Below are 14755 nucleotides of genomic sequence, written 5' to 3' on the forward strand. Positions count from 1 at the left end.
TGGGGGAATCGAGTTTTGAGAAGCGAGCCGAAAAATCAAATCAGCCGTGATGGCGTAAAAGTGTGGAGAATCAGCGCAATCATCACATCATTTGTTTTATTCCTGATTGCCGCAGGTCTGGTTGTGCTTGGCGTGATCTTTAAATGGCCTTTGTGGATTGGAATTTTGGCAGCCGCCGTATGGCTGGTCATTTCAATTTTTATTATATTGATCATCCCGAACCTCCGTCACAAGATCTGGCGCTATGAAGTGCATGAGCATGAAATTGATATTCAGCACGGAATCTTTGTAGTGACGCGTGTGATCGTCCCGATGGTCAGGGTTCAGCATGTTGATACATCACAGGGGCCTCTGCTCAGAAAATACAACCTTGCATCCGTTCAAATTTCAACTGCCGCGACAACCCATTCAATTCCCGCTCTTGATCTGGAAGAAGCGGATCAGCTCAGAGATTTCATATCCCGTTTGGCAAGGGTGACTGAAGATGATGTCTGAACCGAAACGCATGCACCCGGCAGCCATGATTCTCAACTTTTTTACGGGGCTTGTTGAAACCGTCAAAAATTTTATCATCCCGTTTGGCGTGGCCTTTTTTTTAAATCATAATCATGTGATCAACATAATAGCGATTTCTGCGGTCGTGCTGTTTTTCGTTTTTTTGATTGCAAGCAGTATCATAAAGTGGAGAAAATTCACCTATCGGATTGAGGAGGATGAACTGCGGATCGAGGAAGGCCTGATCACAAAGAAAAAGAGGTACATTCCGATCGAACGGATTCAAACGATCAACACAAGCGCAGGGATCATCCAGCAAATCTTTAAGCTTGTCAAACTTCAGGTCGAAACGGCCGGAGACGGCAAAGAAGCGGAAGTTTCCCTTGTCGCCGTTACACAGGCCGAAGCTGAAAATATCCAGAAGGCGCTCTTTGAGCGAAAGAAAGAAATGGCCGATATTGCAGCTGACAATGCAGAGCCTCAAAAAAATGCTGTCGTGAAAACGGAAGAAGCGCCGCCGGCACCTGAGACGACATATAAAATGAGCGGACAGGAGCTCTTGATCGCTGCTTCAACATCAAGCGGCATAGGGGTCATTATTTCAGGGATTTTCGCCTTTATTACTCAAATAGACGAAGTGTTCAATTTGGATTGGCTGTATGATCGATTTTCCTTTTTGAACAGCGCCGGAGCAGCGGTGATTGCATTGGTTGCCTTTGCCGCCCTATTCATCGCATGGCTGCTCAGCATCATCGGCATGCTGTTGAAGTATGCGAACTTTACCATTGTCCGCAAACAAAAAGAAATCATCATTTCCCGGGGACTGATTGAAAAACATCAAGTCACCATTCCGCTCCAGCGAATCCAGGCGATTAAAATAAAAGAAAGTCTGATCAGGCAGCCGTTCGGCTTTGCAACCATCACGATCGTCAGCGCCGGGGGAAGCGCGATGGAAGAAGACAAATCGACCGTCTTGTTCCCGATCATCAGCAGAAAGCTGATCAAAAAACGCCTCGGCGAGTTGATACCTGATTATGCTCCTGAAGAAGGGCTGAACCGCTTGCCGAAGCGCGCATTGGGCCGGTACATGCTGCGCTCATCATGGCCTGTCCTGGCGGTGATCCCGCTCAGCATTTTCTTTCCGCCTTGGGGGTATTTGTCCATCATATTGATTCCTTTTTACTGGATCTTCGGATATTTGGCATATCGTGATGCGGGGTGGAAAATCAGCGGCAGCAAACTGATCATGTCATCCCGCCTCATCGGCAGGACAACCGCTGTCATCCAGCACAAACGCATGCAGGTTTTTGAGGTCAGCCGCTCTTTTTTCCAGCGCAGAAAGAAGCTTGTCTCCATCCACACATCAACAAAATCATCGATGTTGATGGAGAAGTTCTCCGTAGCGGATGCAGACGAGAAGGATTCAGAAGACATTTTTAATTGGTACTCCTATGAAAAAAGAGTGAACGGTTAATAACCGTCACTCTTTTTGCTTAAAAACAGCGGAGCAAGCGCCAGTCCGCCCAAAAGGCCGAAAATGTGCGCCATGATATTAATATTATGATTGATAAAAGTCATCAAAACCGAAATGGCGAGAATCGTTACGATGATTTGTGAATTGGCGCTCCCCATCAGCTCTTTGCGAAACAGAACGATATATAAATAAACGCCGAACAACCCGAATATCGCCCCGGAAGCCCCGACATGCATATACTCCAGCGGCTCTATGAAGTATGTGCCGATATTGCCGATCACGCCCGCTCCGAAATAGATGATCATAAACCGCATCTTCCCCAGCATCCGCTCCAGTCCAGGCGCAAATAAAAACAGCGACATCGAGTTGAAGAGCAGATGAGAAAACCCTCCATGAATCAAAATCGGTGTGGCAAACCGCCACCATTCTCCATTTGCAATTCCCCAGTTAAACCCGATCATTAAATCAGACCACATTTGCACAGAAGGAAGGGGGATTAAAAAAACAATCCAAATGGCAAGCTGCAGGGCCAATATAGCGGTCGTAACCGGATAAAGTCTGATAAACGTCTGAAAATTTTCTGTTCTGATAAACATGCTTTAGCTCTAAGCCCCTTTACAATGATCTCGTACATATTGATATAGTAACACGTTTATGACCATGCTTTGATAAATAGTACGCCGATAAAATGAATTGAAAGGTTGTCATGCTAGTCTGCATATTGTCTCCCCCACTCTCATATATTGGGTAGTGCAATAAGGGAGACAAGTCGTTGCAGGCTTTTATGGTACGCATGCCGATCTAGCCGGCCCCTATTCCAAAAGCGTACCGTTAAAGTCGAACAAGCGGTTTCTTCCTTTTTACATCAATGATTAAAAAGGGGTTGAAAAAGGTGAGAAAAAGCTTTGTTTTGCTTTTAACGGGGCTGCTTGTTGTCTTTATGCTTTCTGCCTGCGGCCAAAAATCGCAAGAAGATGTTGTGACGGGGCTTGACAAGAAGGCAAAAGAATACACGTCCTATAAGGCAAAAGCAAAAATGACGATTGAAACGGGAAATGAACCGCAAGAGTACGATGTAGAGATCTGGCATAAAAAACCTTCTTTTTACCGGGTTTATTTGGAAAATCCGAAGAAAGACCAGAGCCAGGTGATTTTGCGGAATGAGAACGGCGTGTTTGTATTGACACCGTCCCTGAACAAAAGCTTCCGATTTCACAGTGATTGGCCCAACAACAGCAGCCAGGTCTATTTGTTTGAATCGCTCGTAAAAGATATTAAAAATGATGGAGAAGCTTCCTTCTCAGCAAAGGATTCAAAGTATATTTTTGAAACGAAGACAAACTATCAGCATAACCAGATGCTGCCTACACAAGAAATCGTATTCCATAAGAAAAATATGGCCCCTCAATCTGTCAAAGTGATGGATACAGACCGCAAAGCCATGGTAAAAGTTGAATTCAAGAGCTTTGAATTTAATAAACCTTTTGATAAAGATTCATTTGATGAAAAGAAAAACATGACGCTTTCTCAAATAGATGTCACCACAAGCGCTGAGCCGTCGGATTCATTTGCCGTCAAAACGCCGCTTGATCTGCCGCAGGGTGTCAAAAAGCTGGAAGAGAAAGAGGTGACGACAGATGACGGGAAAAGAATCATCATCACATACGGCGGAGAAAAATCATTCACTCTAATCCAGGAAAAAGCCCGTGTTGCCAAAACTTCCGCTTCGGTTTCCATGAACGGTGAACCGGTTAATCTCGGATTTACAGTCGGTGTTTTGACAGACAAATCGGTTTCTTGGACATATGACGGAGTCGATTATTTCATCTCATCAGAGGATCTTTCCCAAGATGAACTTCTGATGGTTGCTAAAAGCATGCAAGGCCAGTCATCCAAGTAGACTAGACTAAACGTCCAAACAGCTTGTTCTTCGATATACGGAGAACAGGCTGTTTTATTTTAATGCCTGCGGTGTATGTTTTCGGCCGGTTTTCCGTAAAATGTATATGGAACCAAGAACTTTTTGTTGGGCTGCGGCATCATACACAGTGCAAAATTTCCCTTTCCCCTGCTTTTTTAGTATGATGGGGGAAGATGATTTGAAACAAGGAACAGGAAGTGTCATGATGAGCTTAAAACCATTCTATAGGAAGACTTGGGCGGAGATCGACTTAACGGCTTTAAAAGAAAATGTCCGCAATATGAAACAGCATATTGGCGAGCATGTTCATCTGATGGCCGTCGTGAAAGCGAATGCCTATGGTCATGGAAGTGCACAAGTGGCAAAGGCGGCTCTTGAAGAAGGAGCGTCAGTTCTTGCCGTTGCTTTACTTGATGAGGCGCTCTCACTAAGAGCAGAAGGAATAGAAGAACCGATTCTCGTCCTTGGTGCAGTGCCGCCTGAGTACACCGGCATTGCCGCAGAAAAGAGGATTATTGTAACGGGCTATTCCGTCCAATGGCTGAAAGAAGTGCTCGGTTTCTTGGATGGGGTCGATCCCCCTCTTGAGTTTCATCTGAAAATCGACACGGGCATGGGGAGACTCGGCTGCAAAACGGAAGAGGACATAAAAGAAATGATGGAGATGGCAGAATCGAGCTCAAAGCTCAATTGCACAGGCGTTTTCACTCATTTTGCGACAGCCGATGAAACAGATACGGATTATTTCAACATGCAGCTTAACCGTTTTGAAGAACTGACCAAACCCCTCCCGCTTGACCGTTTAATGGTGCACTCATCAAACAGCGCCGCTGGTCTGCGTTTTAAGAAACAGCTTTTTAATGCGGTTCGTTTCGGCATCAGCATGTACGGCTTGTCACCATCTACAGAAATAAAAGACGAGCTCCCGTTTCCTCTGCGGGAAGTGTTCTCGCTCCATACGGAACTTTCCCACGTGAAAACAATCAAGAAAGGTGAAAGCGTCAGCTATGGAGCGACGTATACCGCCGAGCATGACGAATGGATCGGAACCGTACCGGTCGGTTATGCGGACGGGTGGCTGCGCCGCCTTGCAGGAACCGAAGTGCTGATAGATGGAAAAAGGCAGAAGATTGCCGGAAGAATCTGCATGGATCAGTTCATGATTTCTCTTGATGAAGAATATCCTGTCGGCACAAAAGTGACATTAATCGGAAAACAAGAAGACGAATGGATATCAGTCGACGAAATCGCTCAAAAACTGCAGACGATTAATTATGAAATCACATGTATGATAAGTTCACGGGTCCCCCGTATGTTTTTGGAAAATGGGAGTATAATGGAAATAAGGAATCCGATCTTGCCAAATCATATTTGAAAATAAATAATAAGCGGAAAAACAGCTTTGCTTGCGGATCGAATAGTGATATGATTATGATTGGAATGGATAACATGTTGTATCCGTAAGTTTGGTGGAGGTGTATGTTTTTGTCTGAATCCAGCGCTACAACTGAAATTATGATTCGCTTGCCAGAAGCCTTAGTATCAGAACTGGATGGTGTCGTCATGCAAGATAACGGGAGCAGAAATGAACTGATTTACCAAGCCACAAAAATGTATTTACGCGAACGCAAAAATCGACAAATTCGGGAATCGATGAGACGCGGTTATATGGAGATGGCAAAAATCAATTTGAACATCTCTTCTGAGGCACAATTTGCAGAGTATGAGGCTGAAAACACAGTAGAGCGCTTAGTAAGCGGAGGATAATCATTTGATTGTTAAACGCGGCGATGTTTATTTTGCTGACCTATCTCCTGTTGTTGGCTCAGAACAAGGCGGAGTGCGCCCGGTTTTAGTGATTCAAAACAACATCGGCAATCGCTTCAGCCCAACTGCTATTGTTGCAGCCATAACAGCCCAAATACAGAAAGCAAAATTACCTACCCACGTCGAAATTGATGCGAAACGCTATGGTTTTGAAAGAGATTCCGTTATATTGCTCGAGCAAATTCGGACGATTGATAAGCAAAGATTAACGGACAAAATCACTCATCTCGATGATGAAATGATGGAAAAAGTCAACGAAGCCTTACAAATCAGTTTGGCACTTATTGATTTTTAATAAGAGAACAGAGTTGCTCGATGAGAAAGAGCAACTTTTTTTGTGTTCAAAAATAACAAACGATATAATGATAATGTTAGTCCAAAAATTGTTATCGTATGTAGTTAGGGGGATGAACATGTCGAATCAAGCGGTATTAAAGTTTATTTCAGAACACCAAAATGAACTTTCTGAAAATTTGGCAGGTATTCTGAAAGAAATGAACGGAAAAATATCGAACGCAAAACTGACTGAGCACATGTATCAGACGATCAGCAATGAATATATTCATATTTTAATGAATTATTCAGCGGCTGATGATGAAAACGTGATCGACACGATTTATCAATTTTCTTCTAAAGCCGTGCAGAGGAGTATTCCGTTAAAGCTTCTGTCCTCAGGGCTGGCGGCGTTCTGGAAGCATCTTTACTATGAAATGAACAAGGGTGTTCCTGAAGACAAGCAGTGCTATGATCTGATTTGGCAAATCGACAAATTGATCGAACCGATCAACAGTGAAATTTTAAATCAGTACGCTATTTCTTGGGAAAAAACCGTCGCTATGCAGAAGGTCGCTTTACAAGAGCTTTCAGCGCCGCTGATCCCGGTCTTTGATAACATTACGGTGATGCCTCTCGTCGGAACGATCGATACAGAACGCGCCAAAAAAATCATGGAAAACCTTTTGAGCGGCGTTGCCAAACATCGTTCCGAAGTGGTTTTAATCGATATTACGGGAGTGCCTGTCGTCGATACGATGGTTGCGCACCACATTATCCAAGCTTCTGAAGCCGTCAGACTGGTCGGCGCCAAGTGCCTGCTCGTCGGAATTCGCCCGGAAATCGCGCAGACGATTGTCAATTTGGGAATCGATTTAACCCAGGTTATTACAAAAAATACCCTGCAAAAAGGAATTCAAACCGCACTGGAAATGACGGACAGAAAAATTGTTTCATTGGAGGAATAGACTTTGAGAGTACCTAAAATTCCGATCCTGAAACTGTATAATTGTTTACTGGTGTCCATTCAGGTAGAGCTCGATGACCAAACCGCTCTGAACTTTCAAGAGGATTTGCTCAATAAAATTTATGAAACTGGATCGAACGGAGTTGTGATCGACCTGACTTCGGTGGATATCATCGATTCATTCATCGCCAAAGTGCTGGGCGATGTAATCGCGATGTCAAAACTTATGGGGGCTAAAGTCGTTCTAACCGGCATACAGCCGGCTGTTGCGGTGACATTGATTGAACTCGGCATTTCTTTGGACGAGATCGAGACGGCGCTTGATCTCGAAAAAGGGCTCGAGACATTGCAGCGGGAATTGGGGGAATAGATATGAAAGACCAGTCCTGTGTAAAGATTTTGACAGAGTGGGATATTGTAGCTGCCAGACAGCTCGGGCGAAATGTCGCAAAAGAACTGGGATTCGGCACGGTTGATCAGGCCAGGATCACAACGGCTATTTCAGAGCTGGCCCGGAATATCTATTTATATGCCGGCAAAGGCCAAATTTGTATTGAACAGGTTGAAGAAAGGGGGAAAAAGGGATTGAAAATCGTTGCGGAGGATGAGGGACCGGGAATTGCCGACATCCGTAAAGTGATGGAAGACGGTTTTTCAACCTCAGGCGGCCTTGGAGCCGGACTCCCAGGAGTAAAGCGTTTAATGGATCAATTCGAATTGAATTCAGACGCTGAAAATGGAACGGACATACAAGCCGTAAAGTGGCTTCGGTAGGAGGGAAGGAATGGATTTCAGGGAAGTGATTGAGCAGCGCTATCGTCAGCTGCTTAGCCGTTATATATCTGAGTTGACAGAGACATCCCTTTATCAAGGGCAGAAATTCAGCAGAAAAACGATCGAACATCAAGTACCGCCGGAAGAAATTATCAGCATACACCGAAAAGTTCTGTCTGAATTGTATCCGGATCTTCCGGACCATGTGTTCCATTCGCTCGACTTTTTAATTGAAGTGATGATTGGATACGGATTGGCCTATCAAGAACATCAGACATTAAGAGGCATTCAGCAGGAAATTAAATCGGAAATAGAAATTGCCGCAAATGTACAGCAGACGCTGCTTGAAACAACGATTCCGAAAGACGAAGCGCTCGAGATCGGAGCGGTAAGCGTTCCGGCAAAACAAATGAGCGGCGATTATTATCATTTTGTCCGCGACCAGGAATCGATCAGTATCGCCATTGCAGATGTGATCGGGAAAGGAATACCAGCTGCATTATGCATGTCGATGATCAAGTATGCGATGGATTCCCTGCCGGATTCAGGCTCACATCCTTCACAGGTGCTCAAAAACCTGAACAGGGTCGTCGAGCAAAATGTCGATCCGAGCATGTTCATTACGATGTTTTATGGCAACTATCACCTTCAAAAACACCTATTCACGTTTGCATCTGCCGGTCATGAACCTGGCTTTTATTATTCTTGCAGGGAAAACAAATTTTACGATTTACATGCGAAGGGCCTCGTTCTCGGCATTTCTTCAGATTATGACTATGAACAGTATGAGCAGAAGCTTGAAATCGGCGATATGATTATTCTTTTTTCGGATGGAGTTACTGAATGCAGAACGGACAACGGCTTTTTGGACCAGGCTGACCTTCAGGATCTCATCAGCTTACATATGAGGGAACCGGCACAGCAAATGGTTGAAAATATATACGACAATCTGCTTAAGCTTCAGGAATTTCGGCTTCATGATGATTTCACCCTCATTGTTTTAAAAAGAAAGGTTTAAAGCTTCTCTTTGCCGGGTAATAAAACTGTAGCGATTAAGAGAACTAGAGGTGATATTGTGAATTTGGCAGTCGATACGAAAAAAAATGATCATGTGGTAGAGATAAAAGTAGCGGGAGAAATTGATGTCCACTCGGCCCCCACATTGCGGGAAGAGCTGCTGCCGCTCGCAGAAGACGGAAAAGATCTAAAGGTTTGTCTGAAAGACGTTTCATATATGGACAGCACGGGACTGGGCGTTTTTGTAGGAATATATAAAACGGTGAACAGAACTGGGGGTTCTTTGGTGCTTGAAAATTTGTCTGACCGTTTGATCCGTTTATTTGATATTACAGGCTTAAAGGACATCATTGATATTTCTGGAAAGTCAGAGGGTGGATTGTAATGAAGACAGCAGCTGATTACATTGAAATGAAGTCACCTGCAAAACCGGAATATGTAGGAATCATTCGTTTGACCCTGTCGGGAATTGCAAGCAAAATGGGGTATTCCTATGATGATATCGAAGATTTGAAAATCGCTGTAAGCGAAGCTTGTACGAACGCTGTGCAGCACGCTTACAAACTGGATAAATCAGGAGAGGTCTCCGTCAGATTCGGCGTTTTTGAGGATCGGCTCGAAATTGTTGTCGCAGACCAGGGGGACAGCTTCGATATTCGGGACCAGGAGGCGCTTGGGCCATATTCTCCCGAGCATACGGTAGATCAATTGTCAGAAGGAGGGCTCGGCTTATATTTGATGGAAACGCTGATGGATGAAGTGAATGTGCAAATTGACTCAGGCGTAACCGTTTCGATGACAAAGTTCTTAAACAGGGAGCGAGTTGATGATGGCACAACCGTCCAAAACTACGAAACGAACTAAAGACGAAGTCGATCGACTGATTAAACAATATCAGGAAAGCCAGGATGAAAACGCTCAGCTTACCCTTGTCGAGTCTTACACCAATTTGGTGGAAACACTAGCTAAAAAATATTCAAAAGGCAAAAGCTTTCACGAAGATCTTTGCCAGGTCGGAATGCTCGGTTTGCTCGGAGCGATCAAACGCTATGATCCTGATATGGGGAAATCATTTGAAGCCTTTGCCATACCGACCATCGTTGGGGAAATCAAGCGGTTTCTCCGGGATAAAACCTGGAGCGTCCACGTGCCGAGAAGGATCAAAGAATTGGGGCCCCGGATTAAAATGGCTGTTGATCAATTAACAGCAGAAACCCAAAGATCTCCCCGAGTTGAGGAGATTGCCGAGTTTCTTGGGGTGACGGAAGAAGAAGTGCTGGAAACGATGGAAATGGGCAAAAGCTATCAGGCGCTGTCTGTGGATCACAGCATTGAAGCCGATGCCGACGGCAGCACGGTGACGATCCTTGACATCGTCGGCTCACAGGAAGAAGGCTATGAAAAGGTGAACCAAAAGCTGATGCTTGACAGTGTATTGCACGTCCTTTCCGACCGGGAAAAGCAAATTATTGAGCTGACATACATCGAAAATAAAAGCCAAAAAGAAACCGGAGAAATATTGGGCATATCACAAATGCACGTATCCAGACTGCAGCGGAAAGCTGTCAAACGGCTGAGGGAAGCTTTGGCGGAAGATCCCTTGATGGAGTTGAAGCAATGATCTGGACTGAGTCGAATGAACACATTCACGCACTTGTCTATCAGCTGCCCAAAGAAGGGAAATCCGTCTGCGGTGACAGCTTTTATTTCAATGCGACTGACCAAGGAATGATATGTGCGCTGGCCGACGGACTTGGCAGCGGTGCGCTGGCTTATGAATCCTCTTCAGCAATCAGCGAGGTTGTCAAAGAGCATGGGGATGAAGATGTCGCAAGCCTGATGGAACGATGCAATCAAGCTCTGAAGCAAAAGCGCGGTGCGACTGTCTCGATTTTAAAAGCCGATTTTCAAACGAGGACAATCGCTTACAGCTCAGTAGGCAATATTCGCTTTATCCTGTACGCTCCTTCAGACAAGTATATCTATCCTCTCCCTGTAACGGGATACATGTCGGGAAAACCGCAAACATACAAAACATTCACCTATACTTATGAAAAAGGGTCAAAGTTCATCATCCATTCAGACGGTTTGGACGTTCCCGCCCTTCGGACTTATTTAAAACAGCACCATTCGCCCGGAGATATTTCAAATCAGCTTGAAGCATACACATTGATGGGAAAAGACGATCTGACCTATATCATCGGACAGCTTTTTTAAAGGAGCTGTCCTTTTGATATAGGTGTTTTTCAACATCTTTTGGTACACTAAGAAGACAACATTCTTATGGAGGCTACAATGGATACTTTAGCGTTAATCGTCAAACAAGTCGCAAAAGAGACGGAACTGGCCGCAAAGCACGTCGGCAATGTCATTCAATTGTTGGAAGACGGAAATACCGTGCCATTTATCGCGCGATACCGCAAGGAACAAACAGATTCCATGGATGAAGTGCAAATTCAAACGATCTCCGAACGCTGGGGATACATTCAGCATTTAAATCAGCGAAAGGAAGAAGTCATCCGGCTGATTGCAGAGCAGGACAAGCTGACCGGCGAGCTGAAACAGAAGATTGAAAAAGCGGACAAGCTGCAAGAAGTAGAAGACTTATACAGGCCCTATAAGCAGAAAAGGAAAACGAAAGCGACAATCGCCAAAAGCAAGGGGCTTGAGCCATTGGCCGACTTCATCATCGCTCTGCCTCAGAATAAAGACATTCTAGCTGAAGCAAAGCAATACATAAATGAAGAAAAAGAAGTGATGAGCGCGGAAGAAGCACTTGAAGGGGCGAAGTACATCCTCGCTGAAAGAATCTCTGATGAACCTGAATTCAGAAGATGGATCCGCCAAGAGACCTTCAAAAAAGGAACCTTGAAATCTGCGGCAAAAGACGCCGAAGCGGACGAAAAGAAAATCTATGAGATGTATTATGAATATGAGGAGCCGATACAGAAAATCGTTCCCCATCGTGTGCTCGCCGTCAACCGCGGTGAAAAAGAAGACATTTTAAAAGTGTCTGTCGAACCGCCGGCCGATCATATCCAAGCTTATTTGGAAAAGCGGATATTAAAACATAAACAAACAACCGCAAAAGACATTCTGAAGGATGCGATAGAAGACAGCTATAAACGTCTGATCCATCCGTCCATCGAACGAGAGATCAGAAAAGAGCTGACAGAAAAAGCGGAAGATCAAGCGATTCATATTTTTGCCGAAAACCTGCGTAAGCTCTTGCTTCAGCCGCCAATGAAAGGAAAGCTCGTCCTTGGGGTTGATCCGGCATTCCGTACGGGCTGCAAGCTTGCGGTCGTGGATGAAACAGGGAAAATGCTGAAAATCGGTGTGATTTATCCGCATCCGCCTGTCAATAAAAAAAGCGCCGCCATTGATAAAGTGAAAAACATCATGGAAGATTTTCAAATCGAAGTCATCGCGATCGGAAACGGGACGGCTTCGAGAGAGACGGAACAGTTTATCGCCGATCTTTTGAAAGACATCGACAGAAAGGTATACTACCTGATCGTCAACGAAGCGGGAGCGAGCGTCTACTCGGCTTCAGAGCTGGCAAGGGAAGAATTTCCTGATTTGCAGGTTGAGGAGCGGAGCGCCGTGTCCATCGCCCGCCGGCTTCAAGATCCGCTGGCCGAGCTCGTCAAAATCGATCCAAAATCAGTCGGTGTCGGCCAATATCAGCACGATGTCAGCCAGAAAAAATTAAACGACTCCCTCCGCTTTGTCGTCGAAACCGTGGTCAACCAAGTCGGCGTTAATGTGAATACGGCATCGGCGGCGCTATTGCAGTATGTAGCCGGACTATCCAAATCGGTTGCGTCCAATATCGTGAAAAAAAGGGATGAAGTCGGAAAATTCACCAGCCGGAAAGAATTAAAAGATATTCCGCGGCTGGGCGCGAAAACATATGAGCAGTGTATCGGCTTTTTAAGGGTTCCTGACGGCAATGAACCGCTTGACCGCACAGGCATCCATCCGGAAAGCTACAAAGAAACGAGAGAGCTGCTCAAAAAGCTTGGCCTTGCAACAGACCAAATCGGTACAGCCGAACTTCAGGGCAAAATAAATGAATTGAATATTTCAGAAACCGCTGAACAGCTAGGAATCGGCGACATCACACTGAAAGACATTTGCGCCCAGCTGACAAGGCCTGAGCGCGATCCAAGGGATGAAGTCCCTAAACCCCTTTTAAAAACCGATGTGCTCCAGCTTGAGGATTTAAAAGAAGGAATGGAGCTGCAGGGCACGGTGCGAAACGTCGTCGACTTCGGTGCGTTCGTCGACATCGGGGTGAAACAGGACGGGCTTGTGCACATTTCAAAGCTCAGCCATTCCTTCGTCAAACATCCGCTTGACGTCGTATCGGTCGGCGATATCGTAACGGTGTGGGTAGAGCATGCAGATGCTGCAAAAGGAAGGGTGTCATTATCAATGGTGAAGGAAAAATAGCACTGCTCATAAGCAGTGTTTTTTTCTATAAAAATACCAGCATTGGTTCAGCAATTTAATCTGATAATGATCTTTTTCGTAAAAAGCTCTTTGCATCTGGTTTTTGAGCCAATTCGGCATTGCTCATCCCTCCTCAGGCTCTGATCATAGAGTGTGGGTTCTGTTTTAGTTTATGCCGGCGGGAATTTGTCCCGTTCGATCTTTTTGAAAATGAGGTGGATACAATCAATGGACGATCAGCAATTGCAGCAGCTGACTGAAGAGATTTCTCTGACATATTTTAAAAAGCCGTTCCGGCATCGGGCCTATTTCAACAGCCGTCTGAAAACAACCGGAGGCAGATATTTATTGCACTCGCACGATATCGAGCTGAACAAAAAATATTTGGCGGAGCACGGCCAAAAAGAGCTTGAAGGCATCATCAAGCATGAGCTGTGCCATTACCACCTTCATCTCGAGGGAAAAGGCTACAAACACCGGGACAGGGATTTTAGAATGCTCTTAAATGAAGTCGGAGCCCCAAGATTCTGCACGCCGCTAAGCGCGAAAAAACAAACGAGAAAAACCCGCACCTACCAGTGTGGGTCATGCGGGCAAATTTTCCTGAGAAAGCGCGCTATGGATACAAATCGCTATGTTTGCGGCAAATGCGGAGGAAAAATAAAAGAAATGACGAAAAAGGGTTGACGGATCAGGCTCGTCTATGATAAATTATAAAAGCCGTCGCAAGACGAGGCATGAAGATAAATTGTTTTCTTGACACAATTTGTCGTCATATATATAATGAAATGAGTCTGATCATTCCACAGTAGCTCAGTGGTAGAGCTATCGGCTGTTAACCGATCGGTCGCAGGTTCGAATCCTGCCTGTGGAGCCAATGGAGAAGTACTCAAGTGGCTGAAGAGGCGCCCCTGCTAAGGGTGTAGGTCGCGTAAGCGGCGCGAGGGTTCAAATCCCTCCTTCTCCGCCATTAGAAAAATATGATTCCGACTTCATATGGCCCGTTGGTCAAGTGGTTAAGACACCGCCCTTTCACGGCGGTAACACGGGTTCGAATCCCGTACGGGTCATTTCTCATATGGATTATTGGGCTATAGCCAAGCGGTAAGGCAACGGACTTTGACTCCGTCATGCGTTGGTTCGAATCCAGCTAGCCCAGCCATTTTTATTTGAGCCATTAGCTCAGTTGGTAGAGCATCTGACTTTTAATCAGAGGGTCGAAGGTTCGAGTCCTTCATGGCTCACCATTGTTTTTCATGCGGGTGTGGCGGAATTGGCAGACGCGCTAGACTTAGGATCTAGTGTCTTTATGGCGTGGGGGTTCGAGTCCCTTCACCCGCACTTTAAAACAACATATCATGCGGTCGTGGCGGAATGGCAGACGCGCTAGGTTGAGGGCCTAGTGGGGGCAACCCCGTGGAGGTTCAAGTCCTCTCGGCCGCATACCAATAATACCAAGGGTTTAATCACCTTTGGTATTATTTTTTTTACGGAAAATAGGGCAACAAATATACCGCATTGTGGAGTCTACAAGTGTATTTGGCACTAA

At 45.3% G+C, this 14755-nt stretch carries 18 protein-coding genes and 7 tRNA genes; 23 read left to right on the forward strand and 2 right to left on the reverse strand.

Annotated elements, in window-relative coordinates; all coding sequences use genetic code 11:
* The first annotated feature begins 15 nt into the window (after positions 1–15).
* Together RBH91_RS03035 and RBH91_RS03040 are read left to right on the forward strand one after the other, a co-directional pair.
* On the forward strand, positions 16–495 hold the full coding sequence (locus tag RBH91_RS03035) for a PH domain-containing protein (protein WP_148958882.1): 480 nt from the start codon (positions 16–18) through the stop codon (positions 493–495).
* Positions 485–1969 carry a PH domain-containing protein gene (locus RBH91_RS03040; RefSeq protein ID WP_307893444.1) on the forward strand — a complete coding sequence of 495 codons (1485 nt, stop codon included), beginning with the start codon at positions 485–487 and terminating at the stop codon, positions 1967–1969. Before RBH91_RS03035 ends, RBH91_RS03040 begins: the two co-directional genes overlap by 11 nt.
* Here the strand turns inward: RBH91_RS03040 and RBH91_RS03045 are convergent.
* Positions 1966–2565, reverse strand: coding sequence for a rhomboid family intramembrane serine protease (locus RBH91_RS03045; protein ID WP_076761265.1), 600 nt, complete (start codon positions 2563–2565; stop codon positions 1966–1968). The genes RBH91_RS03040 and RBH91_RS03045 overlap by 4 nt on opposite strands.
* Before the next feature lie 287 nt (positions 2566–2852).
* On the opposite strand from RBH91_RS03045, the gene RBH91_RS03050 reads away from it, so the two are divergent.
* From RBH91_RS03050 to RBH91_RS03110, 13 genes are all read left to right on the forward strand, one after another.
* Positions 2853–3869: a LolA family protein gene (locus tag RBH91_RS03050; RefSeq protein ID WP_094777322.1), complete on the forward strand. Its 1017-nt coding sequence runs from the start codon at positions 2853–2855 to the stop codon at positions 3867–3869.
* Positions 3870–4095: 226 nt separating this feature from the next.
* Positions 4096–5265, forward strand: coding sequence for an alanine racemase (alr, locus tag RBH91_RS03055; RefSeq protein ID WP_307894644.1), 1170 nt, complete (start codon positions 4096–4098; stop codon positions 5263–5265).
* Positions 5266–5375: 110 nt separating this feature from the next.
* On the forward strand, positions 5376–5657 hold the full coding sequence (locus tag RBH91_RS03060) for a CopG family ribbon-helix-helix protein (RefSeq protein ID WP_026585993.1): 282 nt from the start codon (positions 5376–5378) through the stop codon (positions 5655–5657).
* Between the two features lie 4 nt (positions 5658–5661).
* Positions 5662–6012: a type II toxin-antitoxin system endoribonuclease NdoA gene (gene ndoA, locus RBH91_RS03065; protein ID WP_003179128.1), complete on the forward strand. Its 351-nt coding sequence runs from the start codon at positions 5662–5664 to the stop codon at positions 6010–6012.
* Between the two features lie 118 nt (positions 6013–6130).
* Positions 6131–6958: an RsbT co-antagonist protein RsbRA gene (locus tag RBH91_RS03070; protein WP_076761267.1), complete on the forward strand. Its 828-nt coding sequence runs from the start codon at positions 6131–6133 to the stop codon at positions 6956–6958.
* Positions 6959–6961: 3 nt separating this feature from the next.
* Positions 6962–7327 (forward strand): STAS domain-containing protein, encoded by a 366-nt coding sequence (locus RBH91_RS03075; protein WP_026585995.1) that lies wholly within the window; start codon positions 6962–6964, stop codon positions 7325–7327.
* A 2-nt stretch (positions 7328–7329) separates the two neighbouring features.
* Positions 7330–7731: an anti-sigma regulatory factor gene (locus RBH91_RS03080; protein WP_076761268.1), complete on the forward strand. Its 402-nt coding sequence runs from the start codon at positions 7330–7332 to the stop codon at positions 7729–7731.
* 10 nt (positions 7732–7741) lie between these two features.
* Positions 7742–8749, forward strand: coding sequence for a PP2C family protein-serine/threonine phosphatase (locus RBH91_RS03085; RefSeq protein ID WP_076761269.1), 1008 nt, complete (start codon positions 7742–7744; stop codon positions 8747–8749).
* Positions 8750–8806: 57 nt separating this feature from the next.
* Complete coding sequence (locus RBH91_RS03090; protein ID WP_307893445.1) at positions 8807–9133, forward strand: anti-sigma factor antagonist; 327 nt, start codon at positions 8807–8809, stop codon at positions 9131–9133.
* Complete coding sequence (gene rsbW, locus RBH91_RS03095) at positions 9133–9612, forward strand: anti-sigma B factor RsbW (RefSeq protein WP_076761271.1); 480 nt, start codon at positions 9133–9135, stop codon at positions 9610–9612. Before RBH91_RS03090 ends, rsbW begins: the two co-directional genes overlap by 1 nt.
* Complete coding sequence (sigB, locus tag RBH91_RS03100; protein ID WP_076761325.1) at positions 9578–10369, forward strand: RNA polymerase sigma factor SigB; 792 nt, start codon at positions 9578–9580, stop codon at positions 10367–10369. Before rsbW ends, sigB begins: the two co-directional genes overlap by 35 nt.
* Positions 10366–10965, forward strand: a complete 600-nt coding sequence (locus RBH91_RS03105; RefSeq protein WP_307893446.1) for a PP2C family serine/threonine-protein phosphatase — start codon at positions 10366–10368, stop codon at positions 10963–10965. Before sigB ends, RBH91_RS03105 begins: the two co-directional genes overlap by 4 nt.
* 78 nt (positions 10966–11043) lie before the next feature.
* Positions 11044–13206: a Tex family protein gene (locus tag RBH91_RS03110; RefSeq protein ID WP_307893447.1), complete on the forward strand. Its 2163-nt coding sequence runs from the start codon at positions 11044–11046 to the stop codon at positions 13204–13206.
* Between the two features lie 6 nt (positions 13207–13212).
* On the opposite strand, the gene cmpA is transcribed toward RBH91_RS03110, so the two are convergent.
* A complete protein-coding gene (gene cmpA, locus RBH91_RS03115; protein WP_094777318.1) occupies positions 13213–13326 on the reverse strand; it encodes a cortex morphogenetic protein CmpA in 114 nt (37 codons plus the stop codon).
* A gap of 108 nt (positions 13327–13434) precedes the next feature.
* Here cmpA and RBH91_RS03120 point away from each other — a divergent pair, with 108 nt between their 5' ends.
* From RBH91_RS03120 to RBH91_RS03155, 8 genes are all read left to right on the forward strand, one after another.
* Entirely contained in the window at positions 13435–13893 is a 459-nt protein-coding gene (locus RBH91_RS03120) for a SprT family protein (RefSeq protein WP_076761274.1), read from the forward strand.
* A gap of 115 nt (positions 13894–14008) precedes the next feature.
* Positions 14009–14083 (forward strand) — tRNA-Asn (locus tag RBH91_RS03125).
* 2 nt (positions 14084–14085) lie between these two features.
* Positions 14086–14176 (forward strand) — tRNA-Ser (locus tag RBH91_RS03130).
* Positions 14177–14204: 28 nt separating this feature from the next.
* A tRNA-Glu gene (locus RBH91_RS03135) sits at positions 14205–14276 on the forward strand.
* Positions 14277–14293: 17 nt separating this feature from the next.
* Positions 14294–14368: transfer RNA gene (locus tag RBH91_RS03140), tRNA-Gln, on the forward strand.
* A gap of 9 nt (positions 14369–14377) precedes the next feature.
* Positions 14378–14453, forward strand: a tRNA-Lys gene (locus RBH91_RS03145).
* An 11-nt stretch (positions 14454–14464) separates the two neighbouring features.
* A tRNA-Leu gene (locus RBH91_RS03150) sits at positions 14465–14547 on the forward strand.
* A gap of 19 nt (positions 14548–14566) precedes the next feature.
* Positions 14567–14649: transfer RNA gene (locus RBH91_RS03155), tRNA-Leu, on the forward strand.
* The last annotated feature ends 106 nt before the right edge of the window (positions 14650–14755 follow it).

Source organism: Bacillus swezeyi (assembly GCF_030908325.1).
Classification (GTDB): domain Bacteria; phylum Bacillota; class Bacilli; order Bacillales; family Bacillaceae; genus Bacillus; species Bacillus swezeyi.

Coding starts and splice junctions, on each gene's coding strand:
- cmpA (WP_094777318.1), bottom strand. CDS start 13,326: ATGCCGAATTGGCTCAAAAACCAGATGCAAAGAGCTTTTTACGAAAAA.
- RBH91_RS03045 (WP_076761265.1), bottom strand. CDS start 2,565: ATGTTTATCAGAACAGAAAATTTTCAGACGTTTATCAGACTTTATCCG.
- rsbW (WP_076761271.1), top strand. CDS start 9,133: ATGAAGACAGCAGCTGATTACATTGAAATGAAGTCACCTGCAAAACCG.
- alr (WP_307894644.1), top strand. CDS start 4,096: ATGAGCTTAAAACCATTCTATAGGAAGACTTGGGCGGAGATCGACTTA.
- RBH91_RS03105 (WP_307893446.1), top strand. CDS start 10,366: ATGATCTGGACTGAGTCGAATGAACACATTCACGCACTTGTCTATCAG.
- RBH91_RS03080 (WP_076761268.1), top strand. CDS start 7,330: ATGAAAGACCAGTCCTGTGTAAAGATTTTGACAGAGTGGGATATTGTA.
- RBH91_RS03040 (WP_307893444.1), top strand. CDS start 485: ATGATGTCTGAACCGAAACGCATGCACCCGGCAGCCATGATTCTCAAC.
- RBH91_RS03070 (WP_076761267.1), top strand. CDS start 6,131: ATGTCGAATCAAGCGGTATTAAAGTTTATTTCAGAACACCAAAATGAA.
- RBH91_RS03085 (WP_076761269.1), top strand. CDS start 7,742: ATGGATTTCAGGGAAGTGATTGAGCAGCGCTATCGTCAGCTGCTTAGC.
- RBH91_RS03110 (WP_307893447.1), top strand. CDS start 11,044: ATGGATACTTTAGCGTTAATCGTCAAACAAGTCGCAAAAGAGACGGAA.
- RBH91_RS03120 (WP_076761274.1), top strand. CDS start 13,435: ATGGACGATCAGCAATTGCAGCAGCTGACTGAAGAGATTTCTCTGACA.
- sigB (WP_076761325.1), top strand. CDS start 9,578: ATGGCACAACCGTCCAAAACTACGAAACGAACTAAAGACGAAGTCGAT.